Origin of the sequence: Flavobacterium sinopsychrotolerans (genome assembly GCF_900110375.1) — a bacterium.
Lineage (GTDB): Bacteria > Bacteroidota > Bacteroidia > Flavobacteriales > Flavobacteriaceae > Flavobacterium > Flavobacterium sinopsychrotolerans.
The window spans coordinates 40789-58153 of the sequence record NZ_FODN01000009.1 but is presented as its reverse complement, the minus strand read 5'-3'; the positions used below and the strand labels follow the sequence as shown (position 1 = coordinate 58153).

13 protein-coding genes are annotated in these 17365 nt (G+C 35.0%); 3 read left to right on the top strand and 10 right to left on the bottom strand.

Annotation, left to right across the window (positions count from 1 at the left end):
- Nucleotides 1-217: 217 nt before the first annotated feature.
- From BMX64_RS14160 to BMX64_RS14135, 6 genes are all read right to left on the bottom strand, one after another.
- A complete protein-coding gene (locus tag BMX64_RS14160) occupies nt 218-790 on the bottom strand; it encodes an adenylate kinase (RefSeq protein WP_091173626.1) in 573 nt (190 codons plus the stop codon).
- Nucleotides 791-802: 12 nt separating this feature from the next.
- Nucleotides 803-1333: a hypoxanthine phosphoribosyltransferase gene (hpt, locus tag BMX64_RS14155; protein WP_091173623.1), complete on the bottom strand. Its 531-nt coding sequence runs from the start codon at nt 1331-1333 to the stop codon at nt 803-805.
- Nucleotides 1334-1740: 407 nt separating this feature from the next.
- Nucleotides 1741-2574 carry a hypothetical protein gene (locus BMX64_RS14150; RefSeq protein WP_091173620.1) on the bottom strand — a complete coding sequence of 278 codons (834 nt, stop codon included), beginning with the start codon at nt 2572-2574 and terminating at the stop codon, nt 1741-1743.
- 82 nt (nt 2575-2656) lie between these two features.
- Complete coding sequence (locus BMX64_RS14145; RefSeq protein ID WP_091173615.1) at nt 2657-7618, bottom strand: T9SS type A sorting domain-containing protein; 4962 nt, start codon at nt 7616-7618, stop codon at nt 2657-2659.
- 10 nt (nt 7619-7628) lie between these two features.
- Complete coding sequence (locus BMX64_RS14140; RefSeq protein ID WP_091173613.1) at nt 7629-8060, bottom strand: hypothetical protein; 432 nt, start codon at nt 8058-8060, stop codon at nt 7629-7631.
- Between the two features lie 276 nt (nt 8061-8336).
- Nucleotides 8337-9401 carry a helix-turn-helix domain-containing protein gene (locus BMX64_RS14135; RefSeq protein ID WP_091173608.1) on the bottom strand — a complete coding sequence of 355 codons (1065 nt, stop codon included), beginning with the start codon at nt 9399-9401 and terminating at the stop codon, nt 8337-8339.
- A 263-nt stretch (nt 9402-9664) separates the two neighbouring features.
- Between BMX64_RS14135 and BMX64_RS14130 the strand changes: the two genes are divergently transcribed.
- A complete protein-coding gene (locus tag BMX64_RS14130; protein ID WP_091173604.1) occupies nt 9665-10816 on the top strand; it encodes a 5-(carboxyamino)imidazole ribonucleotide synthase in 1152 nt (383 codons plus the stop codon).
- A gap of 58 nt (nt 10817-10874) precedes the next feature.
- Nucleotides 10875-11357: a 5-(carboxyamino)imidazole ribonucleotide mutase gene (gene purE, locus BMX64_RS14125; protein ID WP_091173599.1), complete on the top strand. Its 483-nt coding sequence runs from the start codon at nt 10875-10877 to the stop codon at nt 11355-11357.
- Nucleotides 11358-11406: 49 nt separating this feature from the next.
- On the opposite strand, the gene BMX64_RS14120 is transcribed toward purE, so the two are convergent.
- Nucleotides 11407-12078: a hypothetical protein gene (locus tag BMX64_RS14120; protein WP_091173908.1), complete on the bottom strand. Its 672-nt coding sequence runs from the start codon at nt 12076-12078 to the stop codon at nt 11407-11409.
- A 227-nt stretch (nt 12079-12305) separates the two neighbouring features.
- Between BMX64_RS14120 and BMX64_RS14115 the strand changes: the two genes are divergently transcribed.
- A complete protein-coding gene (locus BMX64_RS14115) occupies nt 12306-14333 on the top strand; it encodes a M3 family metallopeptidase (protein ID WP_091173595.1) in 2028 nt (675 codons plus the stop codon).
- A gap of 517 nt (nt 14334-14850) precedes the next feature.
- Here BMX64_RS14115 and BMX64_RS14110 read toward each other — a convergent pair.
- From BMX64_RS14110 to BMX64_RS14100, 3 genes are read right to left on the bottom strand one after another with little or no spacing between them, the layout of a single operon-like run.
- Nucleotides 14851-15360, bottom strand: a complete 510-nt coding sequence (locus BMX64_RS14110) for a hypothetical protein (protein ID WP_091173592.1) — start codon at nt 15358-15360, stop codon at nt 14851-14853.
- A 21-nt stretch (nt 15361-15381) separates the two neighbouring features.
- Nucleotides 15382-15807: a hypothetical protein gene (locus BMX64_RS14105; protein ID WP_091173588.1), complete on the bottom strand. Its 426-nt coding sequence runs from the start codon at nt 15805-15807 to the stop codon at nt 15382-15384.
- A 52-nt stretch (nt 15808-15859) separates the two neighbouring features.
- Nucleotides 15860-17113 carry a hypothetical protein gene (locus tag BMX64_RS14100; protein WP_091173584.1) on the bottom strand — a complete coding sequence of 418 codons (1254 nt, stop codon included), beginning with the start codon at nt 17111-17113 and terminating at the stop codon, nt 15860-15862.
- Between the last annotated feature and the right edge of the window lie 252 nt (nt 17114-17365).

Below are 17365 nucleotides of genomic sequence, written 5' to 3'. Positions count from 1 at the left end.
TTTCTTATTTGATTCGTTTATATCTTAAAATGTGATTTCTAATTTTTTGAAATCGGTTTTTTGTATGCGTAATAGTGTAGCCCAGATGGAAGTGAAAAGCCCGGAGGTAAAAAAACTATTTTTCTTGTTATAAAAGAGCGACCAAAGGAAGCTCCTTTTATGACTTAGAAAAATGTTTTTTTTATTGAGGACTTGTAACGTACAGCTGGAATTGCTCCTATAAATTATCAATAACGTTACTTACTCTTTCGGTAATTTCTGCAATGGAACCAATTCCATTCACGGCGAAAAATTTCCCTTGCTCCTCGTAATAATTCATCAAAGGCGCAGTTTTCTCATTGTATTCTTGGTAGCGATTTCTGATTTTTTCTTCATCTTGATCGTCTATTCTACCACTTGTTTTTCCTCTTTCTAACAACCTTTGCACTAAAATCTCATCATCGGCTTCGAGCGCAATTGTTGCAGCAACATTTGAACCTATTGAAGTAAGAAATGCATCTAAAGCTTCGGCTTGCGAAAGTGTTCTTGGATATCCGTCAAACAAAATTCCGTTTGTATCCGGATGTTTATTTACCTCATCAATCAGCATTTTTGTAGTCAATTCATCCGGTACTAAATCTCCGGCATCCATGAATACTCTTGCTTGCTTGCCTAATTCAGTATCGTTTTTTAAATTAAAACGAAATACATCACCGGTGGAAATATGCGTTAATTTGTATTTTTCTTTCAAAAACTCTGCTTGAGTTCCTTTACCAGCTCCTGGCTTTCCAAATAAAACAATGTTAGTCATGTTGTTGTGTAGTTATTCTTTTAGTTTATATACTTCGGGTAAATTCCTCCCTAATCCATTGTAGTCTAATCCATAACCAACGATAAATTTATTTGGAATTCTAATTCCAATATAATCTATTTTGATATCTTTTGTATACGCTTCCGGTTTGAAAAAAAGCGTTGCTATTTTAAAATGTTTTACATTTTGTTGCTTGAATAACTCCTTCAATTCCACCAAAGTATTTCCAGTATCAACAATATCTTCAATTATAACGACCGTACGTCCGGTTAAATCCTGGTTCAATCCTATTAATTGTTTCACTTCGTTTGTTGAAGAAATCCCTTCGTAAGAAGCCATTTTGATGAAAGACACTTCGCATGGTTTTTTGTAAAGCTTCATAAAATCAGAGACCACCATAAAAGCACCGTTCAAAACACCAACAAATACTGGAGTTTCATCAGCAAAATCGTCTGCAATCTGGGCAACCATTTTTGTCAAGGCAAATTCTATTTCTTTGGCAGAAATAAACGGAACAAATTGTTTATCGTGAAGTTGTATCATTATTCTCTTGTTTAAAATAATGCGCAAAGATACAGAATTCGGATTTGTGAATTGATAAATGGGAATTATTTTCTGTTATTAAGTGAAATCTACAAAAAACGACTCAAAAATGAATTACAACAACAAATCTTGTACTATAAATTCCGAAAAAATAAAATAGCATTTTCAACAGTAAAGGTCTTAGAAGAAATTCAAAAATATTCAGCCTACTGTTTTACTTTCTCTTTATTGTCGACTTGAATCATTAGAAAAACAAAAAAAGGCTGCCTTTATAAAAAAGAAAGCCTTTGATTATTTTTAAATTAAAACACTTTTGAAATCAGAGCAAAAACCTCTCAGTTCATTTGTGTATTTTTTACTGCTTGGTCTACTATAGCATCTTGATTACACATTAGCCACAACGGAATTTATTCGAAATTCCAACCCAATGTTAATCCGAATGCAACGGGTTTGATAGTTGCGTCTTTGTCAGTACTATACAATCCGTTTGCTTTTCTGTCAGTACTTGATGTTGGGTTATAGCTTAAATAAGACTCGTTTTGTTTTTGATCAAGGATTGTTCCATAACCGCTGTCAAGAAACATAGCGGCGTACAAAGCGTTCTTTTCTCCCATTTCAAAAGCAAACCCTAGCTCAAAAGTACTCATAAAAATACCTTTTGTGTTGTACTCTCCTGATGCAGCGTAATTTTTTTGATTCCCAAAACCATATTCAGGTAAATTATCAATATAGAGATTAACATCTGGGTAGTAAGCAATCCCATTTACAGATGACGCTGAAGACTCAATTTTATAATTTACAGGGAGAAAATACTTTACACCTACTCTAAAATTGAAATCAATTCCTTTATTAATATTCTTTTTATACTGCACAAAAAGCGGAATCTGAATGGCTTGCAGTGTTTGTGATTCTTTATAATTTCCTGTAGTAATATTGTACGAAAATGCAGAGCCAGTTTGATCAACCTCAAAATTAGTTAGCGTTGCTGAGGGTTGTTCTAAAAACACCTTTTGCTTATATTGTGCAAACTCAACTCCAGACCCGATACCTATGTGATCCGTCAATGAGTATATGTAACCTGCCTTTAATGCTCCGCCTATATCAGTGGATGACCTCACCCCTTTTACATCACTTTGAATATTCCCTATTCCTGTTTGTACGCCTACATAAAACTGCGCTTTAATTCCTTGAGAGAATAAAATCAGTGCAAATCCTACTATATATTTAACATCAAATTTCATATTTTATTTGTTTTTATTGCATTTGAATAATCCATCCTCGTTGCTATTAAACGAGGATTTCATACTCTTAATAATTTGATTTCTAATTTTTAACTAAAAGGTTTTTTGTAAAGTATTTACCATTTGCTAAGGTCATCCTTACCACATAAATCCCCTCCGTACTTGGCGCAATCATATCCGTTGTTATGCCATCAACCATTTTATCGTTCACTAGTACTCCAAGTATAGTAAAAACTGTAATACGAGCATTTTGCAACTTAGCTGAATCTACATTAGTAAGGATTTGGTAGCTTGCATTACTTTTAACCGGATTAGGTGCAATCTTTAAATATTCATCTACTATTGATGCAGAAAACGTCAAAGGACATGTTGTAACAACCGTTCCATCTGTTTTTGTAGCTTTAGCATAATAGGTGCCATTAAGAACTCCACTATCTTTAAAATATTGTGCTGTTTGACCGGATACTAACACTCCATTTTTATACCAACTATATGATACAAAAGCTTTAGAACTGTTATCAAAGAAAATAACATCGTCAAAATGTTTTCTAATTAAATTAGGCTGACTATTAACAATTGTTACAATAGCTGTTCTAGTAGCAACATTTCCACTATTATCTGTTACTTTTAGAGTAATAACATTCTCCCCTACATCGGCACAACTGAATAATGCTTTATCGAGTTCTAATAAACTGATTCCACAATTATCCGTTGAACCATTATTTACATCGGCAGCAGCTATCAATATATTTGACGAAGCATCAAGTTGAACAGTGATGTTTTTTGTAAATACTATTGGTGCAATTTTATCTTCAACTGTTATGATTGCCGTTTGAGTAGCAACATTTCCGTTATTATCTGTAACTTTCAATGTTACTGTGTTTGCTCCAACATTAGCACATGTGAATGCCATTTTATCCAACTCTACTAAACTGATTCCGCAATTATCTGTTGAACCATTGTTTACGTCTGCAACAACTATCGAAGCAGTTCCTGCAGCATTCAATTGAATAGTCTTATTTTTAGTAACTACAACTGGAGCCATTTTATCTTCAACTGTAACAATTGCCGTTTGAGTAGCAACGTTTCCGTTATTATCTGTAACGGTTAAAGTAACGGTATTAGGTCCAACACTTGCACAACTAAATGAAGTTTTATCTAATGCCAAAGTCGCAATTCCACAAGAATCTGTTGAACCATTGTTTACGTCAGCAGCTACTATTGTTGCATTTCCTGCAGCATTGAGTTGAACCGTGATGTTTTTAGTAAGTGCTACTGGTTTTTGAATGTCAGTTACAACTATGGTTTGAGTTACCGCTACCGCATTGTTGTTATTAGCATCTGCTACATTCCAAGCTATTGTTGTTGTCCCCACCGGGTAAAGTGCATCTAGTGCTAAACCATCACTGCGAACTCCCGTTGGTAATCCAACAGTACAATTGTCTGTTGCTGTTGCCGAAACAACAACTGTGGCACCACAAGTATCTAAATCTGTGTTTACATTTTTATCTCCATTTGAAACAATAACAGGAACTTGATTATCCGTTACAACTACCGTTTGAATAACTTCAACTGCTGCATTGCTGTTAGCATCTAAAACATTCCAAGCTATGGTTGTTGTACCTACTGGGTAAAATGCATCTAGCGCTAAACCGTCACTACGAACTCCCGTTGGCAATCCAACAGTACAATTGTCTGTTGCTGTTGCCGAAACAACAACTGTGGCACCACAAGTATCTAAATCTGTGTTTACATTTTTATCTCCATTTGAAACAATAACAGGAAGTTGATTATCCGTTACAACTACCGTTTGAATAACTTCAACTGCAGCATTGCTGTTAGCATCTAAAACATTCCAAGCTATGGTTGTTGTCCCTACCGGATAAAGTGCATCTAGCGCTAAACCATCACTACGAACTCCCGCTGGTAATCCAACAGTACAATTGTCTGTTGCTGTTGCCGAAACAACAACTGTAGCGCCACAAGTATCTAAATCTGTGTTTACATTTTTATCTCCATTCGAAGTTAAAACAGGCAACTGATTATCTGTTACAACTACCGTTTGAATAACTTCAACTGCTGCATTGCTGTTAGCATCTGAAACATTCCAAGCTATGGTTGTTGTACCTACTGGGTAAAGTGCATCTAGCGCTAAACCGTCACTACGAACTCCCGCTGGTAATCCAACAGTACAATTATCTGTTGCTGTTGCCGTTACTACAACTGTTGCACCACAAGTATCTACATCTGTGTTTACATTTATATCACCATTTGAAGCTATAATAGGAAGTTGATTATCTGTTACAACCACATCAAAACTTGTTGTTGACATATTGCCACTTCCATCTGTAGCTGTAAATGTATTTGTTGTAGTACCCACAGGAAAAAGAGAACCTGATGCTAAACCTGCTATTTGAGTCAATTGTACAATTGCACCATAACTAACTGCATTACTGTACAATTTTTGAATGTTCACATCTGACAAGACTGTTGAACCATTGAAATTTCCAGCGTTTTGAAAACCAATCGCCTTTCCTCCATTTGAAAACTCCCTAACAGCAACAGCATCTCCTTGAGATGAAGTCATCAATACTATAGGTTGATTGCTAGAATATACTCTTGCAAATCCAATATTTCCTCCTGCTACAGGCAAATTAAATGAAGTAGGAACGCCAGCAAGAATAGGATGTGATGCTTGAGAAGAAACCTGCGAATAAGTAGTTGAAGCTGTAAAACCACTATTTCTTTGCAAAACAATTATCTCTTTCATTGCTGCCATTGTACCAGCATCATCGGCCTCATAAGCGGACCATTCATCTGTAACATATGTTTTACCTTGATTCAAAACAAAATCAAGTATTGCGTTCTGACCTCCTATTGGCATGGCAGTTCCATAAGTTGTCCCATTTAAGTGAACAACAGCATCAAAACCTGTTAAAGCAGGATTCGTACCATTGTATGCAGTCTCTGAGGTAGCACTAAGTGTTACTGTATTTCCTGCTGCAATCAATGCGTTCTGTAAACTTGTTGTATTTGAGTTTATTTCATCCCAAATCAACAATACATTGGATTGACCTGCACAGTTGTCAATAGCAATAGGCTTTGTGTAAGTAACTATAGCTCCACAAGCATCTAAATCTGTGTTTACATTGATTTGTGGAACACTTGTAAACACAGGATCGATATTGTCTACAATTGTAACTGTAGCAGATTGATTTGCAAAGTTTCCTACCGCATCAGTACCTCTTAAAATTACTGTATTTGCACCTAAATCTTCACAAGTAAATATAGTTTTATCAATGCTTAATATTGGAGTACTACAGTTATCCGTAGTTCCGTTATCAAGTTGAGAAGCAGTTATAGAAGCAGTTCCAGAAGCACTTATCTCAACTATAATATTCTTAGTAATAACTATGGGTGCTATCGCATCTACCAAGGTAATATTAAAAGTCTTACTATCAAAATTACCATTACCATCATTAGCTGTTAAAGTAATCATTTGAACCGTTCCATTATTATTAATAATAGTTCCAGCCAAAGGTGATTGTGTTACAGTAACAGTTCCACAATTATCAGCAGCAGTAGTTAAAGAGGTATAATCAGGAATAGAAAAACTACAATTAGCATCGAGGTTTTCATTTCTATTTGCAACAGCAGTAAGGGTAGGTTTTGTTATATCTCCAAAACTTACCGTAAATATCACTGTCGACTCTTTCAATAAACTGTCTTGAATTCTGATTGAAATTGTACTTGTCCCCGTGGCATTCATGTTAGGCGTTACTGCAATTGATCTTGAATTTCCTAATCCTGTAATTACAATGTTACTATCTGACACTACACTATTATTTGAAGAAGTTCCTATAACAGTAAAGGTATTGTCACCGGGATACGCATCAGTGATAGTCAATGAAACAGGAGCAATAGCTGTATTCTTGCACAATAAAGGTTGATTAGGTATTGATGTACCAACAGGTATGTCATTATCTAAAGTAGAAAAATTTACCTGTTCTATATCAGAATAAACATCACCAGATCCTAGATTATATTTTGTGACAGTATAAAAATCATAACTTGTATTGTAAACAAGTCCTGTTAAGCTAAAAACATGATCGACATTTGCCGTTGTAGCACTACTCCCGCTCACTGCTATACTTACACTTGAATAATTTGTTCCCGCCTCTATTTGCGCATCCGTAGGCCCAGTAGAACCCGCAGGCACTAAAACGTAATAAGTAGTCCCACTTTGAGCAAAAGAATATTTAACATCAGCACTGGTGTACGTGATATTATCAACGCTACTGGATAATAATCTTGCATAATTAAGTGACGAAGGAATAATACTCTGAACCCAACTAGAACTGTATTGACCACAGCTTGTACCTGCATCATAAAAATCATATCCCATAAAAATTACAGAACCTGCGCCATATTTTATAACTGCAACGGCAGCATTAGCATCCGTTCCATACATAGCCGTAAAATCAGGAACGGTTCCACGAGATATTGCATCTGTAGCATCTACAAAAGGTAGTGTAGATGGTCCGCCTTCAAAAGGGGTTCCGGCAGTATTAACCGTGTTTTTAGCCCATGGAGAGGTACTTACAGTTCCTAAATTCCAAGAGAAAATTAAATTTAAAAAATCAGTGTCAAACGTTCCAAAAGTCCCGGTCATCACCATAACGCCACCATCATTTACCCAATTCTTAATTACATCTCTTGATGCTAAAGGCAAAAAAGTAGTGTTAGATGGATTTTGCGTTTCCATATCGGTCATGAAGAAAAATTCACTAGCATCCAACTGCGTTGCAAGTGTTGTAGCATTTGAAAAACTGGTTATCGAATTATCGACTGTGTAAGTTGGTATTGCACTAATAATCCCAATGAGGTTTTCATTTTCTGTGCCACATCCGCCGCCGCCATTCAGACCAGGATAATTAAAAACAGAAACCGCTGTGGTTTGTGCACTTACCTGCAAAGAAAAAATAGCAAAAACGACTAAAAACGCTTTTGCCAGTAGATCTTGTATTAATTTGTTATTTTTCATATATCTTTATTTAATCAATTTTTGAATTAACAACTTTCCATTTATCGGCATCTTTTTCGAGCAATAAATGAACTGGTACAACAATCTCTTTATTGTTGTTTTGATAAACAAAACTATACACCGCAGTTGATTTATTACCATCAAGTGATATTGTATCAAAAACAAAATAACTAGTTTCTTTTTTGCTTACTAGTCCCTGTTCAGAGACTAACAGAACTAATTTGTTGTTAACATTTAAATCCCTTTTAAATGTAAAATTTAAGGTTTTATTCAAAATCAAAATTTCTTTGCCGTTTTGAATAATTTCACTTGGGATCTTTTTTTGAAGTTCAGGTAAAGCCACACATTGCTTTATTATTTCTCCCTGAAAATCTGACTGGGCAATCAATGTGTTACAAAAAACACAAAAAAAGCTCATAATGAAGAGTAATTTTAATTTCATATAAGTTTGTTTAGATTTATATGCAAGCAAAAATAAAAGGAAAAAAAATCATCGAATAGCCCATTCGGACATATCGACAGCCCATTAAGACCAATTCTTTTTTTTCTAAAAGTAGAATCAATTATTATTTTTTATTTTTATACAAAACAATGAATACCAATTACTTATTTAATTTATTATAAAAAATTAAAATTAAAAAAAGGCAAATAAATAAGAATTATAGTCCCAAAAAAACAAAATAATTTATAAAAATATTGTTAAACGCTATTTATAAACCTACAAAAAACGCACTTCTGAGGGAAGTTTATCAAAGCGCTTTTTAAAATTGGCAGCAAATTTGCTCTGGTTAGTATACCCTATTGCAAAAGCAATATTTTTCATTTGCATATCTGTATTTTGAACCATTTGCATGGCGAGAAGCAGTTTTTTTTCTTTTTGGTATTGCAACATGGAAGTTCCATAAACAGATTTAAAAGCAGATTTTAATTTTGTGGGAGACATATCCACCTGTTGCGCAATATTTTCTACTCCCAGAAAAGAACTTGTTAAGTTATCCATGATTAGTTTTTCTGCTTTAGCAATTTTCCTATAATCAGGGGAATCAATAGGAGTATCATTCTCAATGCGTTGATCAACGAAAGCATTCTCAAAGAAAGTAGAAACTAAATAAAATGTTTGAGCTTTTAAAGTAGCTTCACTTGATAAATCCTTTCTGAAAGTTTTCAAATTCTCTAAAATCTCTTTGGACAATTCCTGTGCATTAGGCACAATGTCCTGATATGTTATAAAGCCTTTATTAGAATTTAGAAAATTTTTAATCGAATTGTCTTCTGGTAAAGTTGTAAAAGAAAATTTTTTTTGCGCCCATTCTTTACTGAATCCATACAAGTAAAATTCACAAACAGACCCTTTATAAAAATAAGCACCTACCTCAGTTCCCGGTTTTTTAAACCCCCAATATTTGCTTGAAAAAGGCGTTTTATCGCAAAATGTATTTTGCACTTTCACTTCGCTTTGAAAAACTGAAAAGGTAAGTGTGTAATAGTCGCTTACAACATCTTCATCATAAATGGCCTTTAGCATTGTGTTTTTCTTGAACTTAATGCTAGTCACCATAATCCAGAACCCTTCTTCGATCTCACGATAATGCAGTACGCCTTTAGAAAAAGGATTATTCCTATAAATGGCTTGCTGTTCCCGAACGTGACGAGAAGAGGGGGAATTGATAATGCTTTTTATTAAAATCTCAGGCGAATTAGACAAATACGGTAACTCGAAGAAACCATCTCTATAGAAGTTTATATTTTCTTTTATGAATTTAATCCACTTTACTAGACGCATCTCTACTCGTTATTAATTTTCAGAGTTGTCAAATTTTAATTATTCTTAAACTGTATTGGCAAATATAATTCACAAAAAAGAACAATACAGCTACTTAAACCTATTTTTATTACTAAAAAAAAATGTCTATTAGAAATACATAAATTCTATATCCACATCTAATAACTTACAATCTTCTCCTGCATGAAATTTTAAAGAAACTAAAATTGAATTTTTGGATTCAATCATTATAAAGTATCTTTGCTTAAACATACAACTACACCATGAATTATTTTTCTTCTGATTTCAAATTAGGAATTCTCGGTGGCGGACAACTGGGCAAAATGCTGTTGTTTGACACCCGAAAATTCGACATACAAACTTATGTTTTGGATCCAAGTGATGAAGCGCCTTGTAAAATTGCCTGTGACCAATTCTTCAAAGGGGATTTAATGGACTTTGAAACCGTTTATAGCTTTGGTAAAAAAGTGGACGTTTTGACTTTCGAAATTGAGCTGGTAAATCTGGAAGCTTTGGTAAAACTCGAAGAAGAAGGATTAAAAGTATATCCTTCGCCAAAAACATTGAAACTCATTCAAAACAAAGGAATTCAGAAAGATTTTTATATTCAACATGCAATCCCAACAGCAAATTACAAACGATTTGACAATCTAAAAAGTCTAGTTGTTTCTATATTGGATTCTAAAACAAAACTTCCGTTTGTGTGGAAATGTACGGAATTTGGTTATGATGGAAATGGCGTAAAAGTGATTCGACACATTTCGGATTTGGATAATTTAGCCAATGTAGAGTGCATTGCCGAAGAAATGGTTCCGTTCAAAAATGAATTGGCCGTTATCGTTTGTCGCAATCCATCCGGCGAAATCAAAACATATCCTGTGGTCGAAATGGAATTTCATCCCGAAGCCAACCAAGTGGAATATGTGATTTGTCCTGCTCGAATTGATGATACGGTAGCCGAAAAAGCAAGAGCAATCGCATTGACTGTTTCCGAGAAATTCAATCATGTGGGATTATTAGCCGTTGAAATGTTTCAAACCGAAGATGATGAAATCCTCGTGAACGAAGTCGCTCCCCGCCCGCATAATTCCGGTCATTATTCCATTGAAGCCAGCTATACGTCACAATTTGAAAACCATTTGCGTGCTATTCTTGATTTACCTCTGGGAAATACGGACAGTAAAGTAGCTGGAATTATGGTAAACTTAGTTGGTTCCGAAGGTTTTTCCGGAAATGTAGTCTACGAAAATATTGAAAAAATACTGGGCTGGAATGGTGTTACACCACACATTTACGGAAAAAAACAAACACGTCCTTTTAGAAAAATGGGACATGTCACCATCGTTAATGAAGACATCAATGAAGCCCGAAGAATTGCCGAGGATGTAAAGAATACGATTAGAGTAATCAGTTAATTGAAAAATTCATAACGTTAACTACATTGAATTTTTCTAAATCTTTAAATAAAAAATAATGAAAGTAGCCGTAATAATGGGAAGCATATCCGATATGCCTATCATGCAAGAAGCAATAGATATCCTAAAAGCATTTGATATAGAAATCGAAGTCGATATCGTTTCGGCACACAGAACACCAGAAAAATTATTTGATTTCAGTCAAAATGCGCACAACCGTGGTATTTCAGTAGTTATTGCAGGTGCTGGCGGTGCTGCACATTTGCCTGGAATGGTTGCTTCAATGTCGCCACTTCCGGTAATTGGCGTCCCAATAAAATCAAGTAATTCAATCGATGGTTGGGATAGCGTATTATCCATTCTGCAAATGCCAGGTGGAGTTCCAGTTGCAACAGTTGCCTTAAATGGAGCAAAAAACGCAGGAATCCTTGCCGCTCAAATCATAGGAAGTCACAATAAAAGTATACTAGAGAAAGTAATTAAGTACAAAACAGGATTGAAAGAAGCCGTTAATATCGCTTCCGAAAGTCTACAGAAATAGAAAAAGCTCCATTACGGAGCTTTTTTCATTTATTTACTTTTTGAAACACTTATTCAGCATCAACCACGATTTCAAGAACTCCTTCAAATTCTGATGCAATAATATCGTCTTTGCTTAACCAATATTCAGAAGTCATAATCGTATAATTCACATTATCCGTAGTCTTAACATCCCATAAAATGTCTTCGGCTTCTGGGAAAGGCGCGTTTTCCGACATTTGGCTGTCAAATAATCTTTTGATCAAATTACTCCCTGACAATCCGTTATTTAATAATTTTAAAATACTTTCTTTAGTCAATTGGTTTTCATTTTCACCTTCTGCTGGCGCCAAACTGCATTCCACAATAGTCGCTTTTGCATTAGGAAAAGTACCGTTATAGGCTTTAAAAAGCAATTGATTAATATGAAACAAAGTCGAATGCAATCCAATTTCAGGATATTCCTCACATACTTTATCCAAAAGCATATCGTTTGAAATTTGCTGAATTTGACCTTCATTCAAATCTTCTGATAATTTGTATTCCAACACAATTGCAGCGGCATCTTTCGGTTCAAAATCAGAAATTGCCATAAACAACAATTCTCTCAAACTGGAAGCGTCTGCATCCTCAGCATCCGGATAATCAAACTTTTCCAGGAGTTTTATATAATCCTCATTTGTCCAAGATTCTTCAACCTCATCAACAGTATTCGCTCTATTTATTGTAATTTGATAATTCATATTTTCTTTTAATTTATTATATTTTTTTCTGATTCCTCTTTTACAAAACGAATCATTTTTCACAATTTAGGGCTTTATTACTGCCAAACGAAATAAATAACATTTAAATAACACTTTTGAATCCGCTATTTTGACCCAAATCAATTCCTTCGACAACCCCATTTTTTTTATTAAATCCGTACCTTTGATTTCTTTAAACATCGAATTATTTTTATTACAAAATACAAATGAGCATCCTAACACACCATTTCAATACAAAATATAACACTGCACCTTTTTCGAAAATTAAAAATGAAGATTTTCTTCCTGCTTTTCAAAAAGGAATCGAATTGGCAAAAGCCGAAATCAACGCAATTGTAAGAAATCCGATAAAACCAACTTTCGAAAATACAATTGAAGCATTAGCATTCAGCGGTGATGTTTTAGATAGAATTTCAAGTATCTTTTTCAACTTGAATTCAGCAGAAACTAATGATGAAATTCAGAAAATTGCACAGGAAGTTTCACCTTTATTGTCTGAATTCGGAAACGATGTGCGCCTTAACCCTGATTTATTTGCACGAGTAAAAACGGTGTATGAGCAACGAGAAAAACTGAATCTCAATCCGGAACAAACCACGCTTTTGGACAAAAAATACAAAAGCTTTTCCAGAAACGGAGCGAATTTGTCAGAAGACAAAAAGAGTCAATTGCGAGAAATTGACAAAGAATTATCGAAATTGAGTTTGCAGTTTGGCGAAAATGTTTTGGCCGAAACGCAAGCGTATCAATTGCATATCACCAATGAATCCGATTTAGCCGGTTTACCTGAAGGAACAATTGAAGCCGCTCGCTCTTTGGCTAAAAGCCAAGAAAAAGAAGGTTGGATTTTCACGTTGGATTATCCGAGCTATGTTCCTTTTGTGACGTATGCTGATAATCGTGAATTGCGCAAGAAAATGGCAATTGCTTTTGGTGCCAAAGGTTTTCAAAACAATGAATTTGACAACCAAGAAATCGTTCTAAAAATTGCAAAATTGCGTTTTGACAGAGCACAAGTTTTAGGTTATGCCACTCACGCTCATTTTGTGCTTGAAGAACGCATGGCTGAAAGCCCGGAGAAAGTAAAAACATTTTCGAATGATTTATTAGAAAAAGCCAAACCGGCCGCTTTGAAAGAATTTGCACAATTGACCGCTTTCGCAAAAGAGCAACACGGAATTGACCAACTTCAGAAATGGGATGGTGCTTATTATTCGGAGAAATTGAAACAGCAATTATTCAATTTGGATGATGAAATATTAAAACCCTATTTTCAATTAGAAAAAGTTCTGGACGGTGCTTTTGCAGTAGCGCAAAAATTATATGGAATCACTTTCGAAGAAATTTTTGAAGTAGATAAATACCATGAAGAAGTAAAAACATACGAAGTAAAAGATGAAGATGACCAACTGGTTGCTGTTTTTTATGCTGATTTCTTTCCAAGAAAAGGCAAACGCAACGGTGCTTGGATGACTTCTTTTAAATCGCAATATATCAAGAAAGGAAGCAACGAAAGACCGCACATTTCCATTGTGTGTAATTTCACGAAACCTACTGAAACGAAACCGTCGTTGTTAACATTCAACGAAGTAACGACTTTGTTTCATGAATTTGGTCACGCATTGCACGGAATATTAGCCAATACGACATATCCGAGTTTATCCGGCACTTCTGTGTATTGGGATTTTGTGGAACTCCCAAGTCAGATTCTGGAAAACTGGTGTTATGAGCCGGAAGCACTGGCTTTATTTGCGTATCATTATGAAACTGGCGAAATGATTCCGATGGAATTAGTGCATAAAATCAAAGAAAGCGCTAGTTTTCAGGAAGGAATGGCAACCATGCGTCAATTGAGTTTTGGATTATTAGATATGGGATGGCATGCGCAAGATCCTTCCAATATCAAAGAGATCAAAGCTTTTGAAAACAAACAATTTGCAGCCACACAATTGTATCCTGATGTAAAAGAAAATGCGATGAGTACTTCTTTTTCGCACATATTTCAAGGCGGTTATTCATCCGGTTATTACAGCTATAAATGGGCCGAAGTACTAGATGCAGATGCTTTTGAATATTTTCAGGAAAAAGGCATTTTCAATAAAGAAATCGCAACCAAATTCAAGGAAAATATACTTTCGAAAGGCGGAACAGAACATCCGATGATTTTGTACAAACGCTTCAGAGGACAGGAACCAAAGCCAGAAGCTTTGTTGAGAAGAGCAGGATTGGTTTAGATAAATGGATTGCTAGTTAAATATAGAAATCTATTCTTTTATATCATAAATTAGTTTTAAATTCTGCTTAAAAAAGAGCATACCATAATACCCCTATCAATTCGATGTCTTAGGGGAAGGTACTCGATGACATCGAGCATCAGAGAACGTGGACAATCGAGCGCCGGTGGGTAAACTGAAATAAAAAAAACAGAAGAGTACTTGTTTAAAGTTTCTTCTGTTTTAGTTTACCGCGTTGCAAACGCTACAATTTGTCTTGTAATTTAAGTAGGTACTCAATGCAATCGAGTACCAGATAAAATGGACAAATTAGCGGCAATGGGTGTATATTGTAAATGGGTATTTATACCGTTCTGGAGTCTCTCCGGAACATTGCAAAACACAAACCGATAAAACCTGCCTTTTTTTGACCAAAAAATAATGGTTGCCTGAAGTTTTTTTAAACAGATTACAATCTTTAAAATAAATCACCAAAGTCATACTACCTGTATAACTTTGATGATTTTAATTCTTCATTTTAATTCAACATTTCACCCAATCTTACCGCAATACCAGTCCATGGACTTAAATTAGACATGATTTGATTTGCTAAAAGATCCAATTCCGACTGAAGAGTTCCAATACTATAAATTGCATAATTAGGATCAAAAAAGTAAATCGTTCCCTGGAATTTATATAATGCAGTTGCATGTCCATTTCCTCCTTGATTTGTTGCACTTATGAATCGGAAATTATTATCGTTCATGCTTTTCAAAACATTAAGCATGTCTTGTTTAGTGTTTATCGTTGGCCCATTAAAAGCGTCAAAAGTTGCATTTGATGCACCAAGAAGATCAATTAGATCTACTGCCCAAGTATATGTGCCATTTTCACATTTTGCTTGTAGAACATCGCAATCAGTTGCAACGATAGAATTTGCCCCTACAATACCATTAGTTGCAATTTGTTGTAACCAAATTGATGTTGCTGCCTCACACACACCATTGGGGTGAGTTGCTGTTGTGTTTTTCCAGTTTTTCGTTACCATAATAAGAAATTATTGATTTAATTAATTTGGATCTAGCCTAGCGTATTTTACAGGTGTATAGTTAAAACTACTTTCCAATGCTGTTCTCAAATCCAACATTGTAAAATCTGTATCAACTTTCATTAATACACCTGCAAAGGCACCACCTGTTTTTGAACTGCCGGTTCCCCATTGCACTTGCCAACAAGCATAGCCATTTTGTTCTTTTTGTAAATCGATTCTCAATCCTTTCACACCGGATTCTTTTTCACATTTTGTTATTACACCTTCACTATTTGCATAAGGTGAATTCACGCGAACAATTGTTTGATCCGTAATGTTTCTTACCGAAACGCCCATTTCATTGGCAATTTTCGCTTCCAAATATGTGTTTAAAACATAATCTCTAACCGAACTCTTACAACTGGGTGTAAATGTACCTGTGCCTGCATTTGTTATAACTGCCATATAAAATAAATTAGAAATAGCAGACCAAGATTATTGGTCTGCTATCTTTAGATTAAAGAATTTCTTTCAATGAAGTAACTCCGAAAATTTGAGGTCCTTGTAATACTGGACTGTTAAAAGTAATAGTTGTTGTAGTTTCACCTACTTCAGCCATTGAAGCTCCAGCAGTACAGTCAAATCTGAAAGACAAGATATCCACCCAATCAATACTTGAATTCAATGTTCCTTGAACTGTTTCTTTAAATGTATCGGTACTTATTGTCAATTCAATTGTTGGTTGATACATTACCCAAATTTGAGAAGGAATCATGTGTAAAGATCCGTTGGTAGCACTAAAAAATGTTTCACTCGTCACACCTGCAGCAGGTGAAAATTGTGCTGTAGTTGGATCAACAAAAGATGGTGAATACCAATTACCAAACGTTACATTGTAAGCTTTTAATCCTTTGCACATTACACGTAACTTGTAATTACTATCCTGAATCAATCGTGTAGAACTGATGGAGGTGTCAACGGAAGTACTAAAACAATGTTGTTCAACATTTGTAGTATAAACCGTTTTCCATGGAGTTGTTACTGTAGAATCTTTTGTCAATGTCACATCAAGATCATACTGCGTTGCAGGGTAACTGTCCCAATTCGTAACATCGGTACCTAAATCACCATTCAGTGTAATTGTAGGCAAAACAGTCAAGGATCCATCTGCCTTTTTGTAATTGGAAGTATTTGCAGGATCCACTAATTTTTTCTGATCCGAAGCCAATGCAGCATTAAGGGATTGCACCAACAAGGCAAGATTATTCCCAGTTGCTGTTTTCACTTTATTTGCATCGTCAATTGCAGTTTGATACTGTAGACCCCCAAGTTCATCAGCTAGCCATTCCGCTTGAGTTTCAACCGGTAAACCAGTTTTTGGATTCATGTTTTGCTGCTTGTAGGATGTCCAGGCAATAATAGCATTATCCAAAGCCGTTTGATAGTTAGTGGACGCATCTGTGAAAAGCTTCAAAGTTTTCAAGTATGTCGGGTCTGTGCTACCATCGATACTTGGTGAAATAGAAAGTATCATATCAGAATACGCATTAAAAAGTGATCCTGGGTTTGGTGTGTAAAAACCATTCGTGTCAGCTGAAACAGAATTCGCAATATTGTATGCGTTAATATCGTTTCCTGTTTTCCAATTTGCAGCCATCGGACTACCGGAAAATTGGAATTGCGTTGAATCTGTGTTTTGTCCAATCGCTGGATATTTATCCGCAACTGCGCTAAATAAATAATCAAATTGAGAGTCTTTAAAATCGGGCATAATTTTTTAGTTTAAATAAATGAATAGTAATTAGTTATGATAATAATTTAATATCAAACCTGCGCTTTCCTTCTTTTGGAATCCTGATCGTTTTTTTAAGTGGGTTCTGCTCCACTGTTTTTAATGTATTGTTTAACTAAAAACACCCCAATAAACAACGTTTTATTAATCATGTAAACACATGTGGGTTATGTTATTGAGAAAATTCATTAGTAACAAATCTCGAAAATAATCTTACTAGTATTTTGTTTT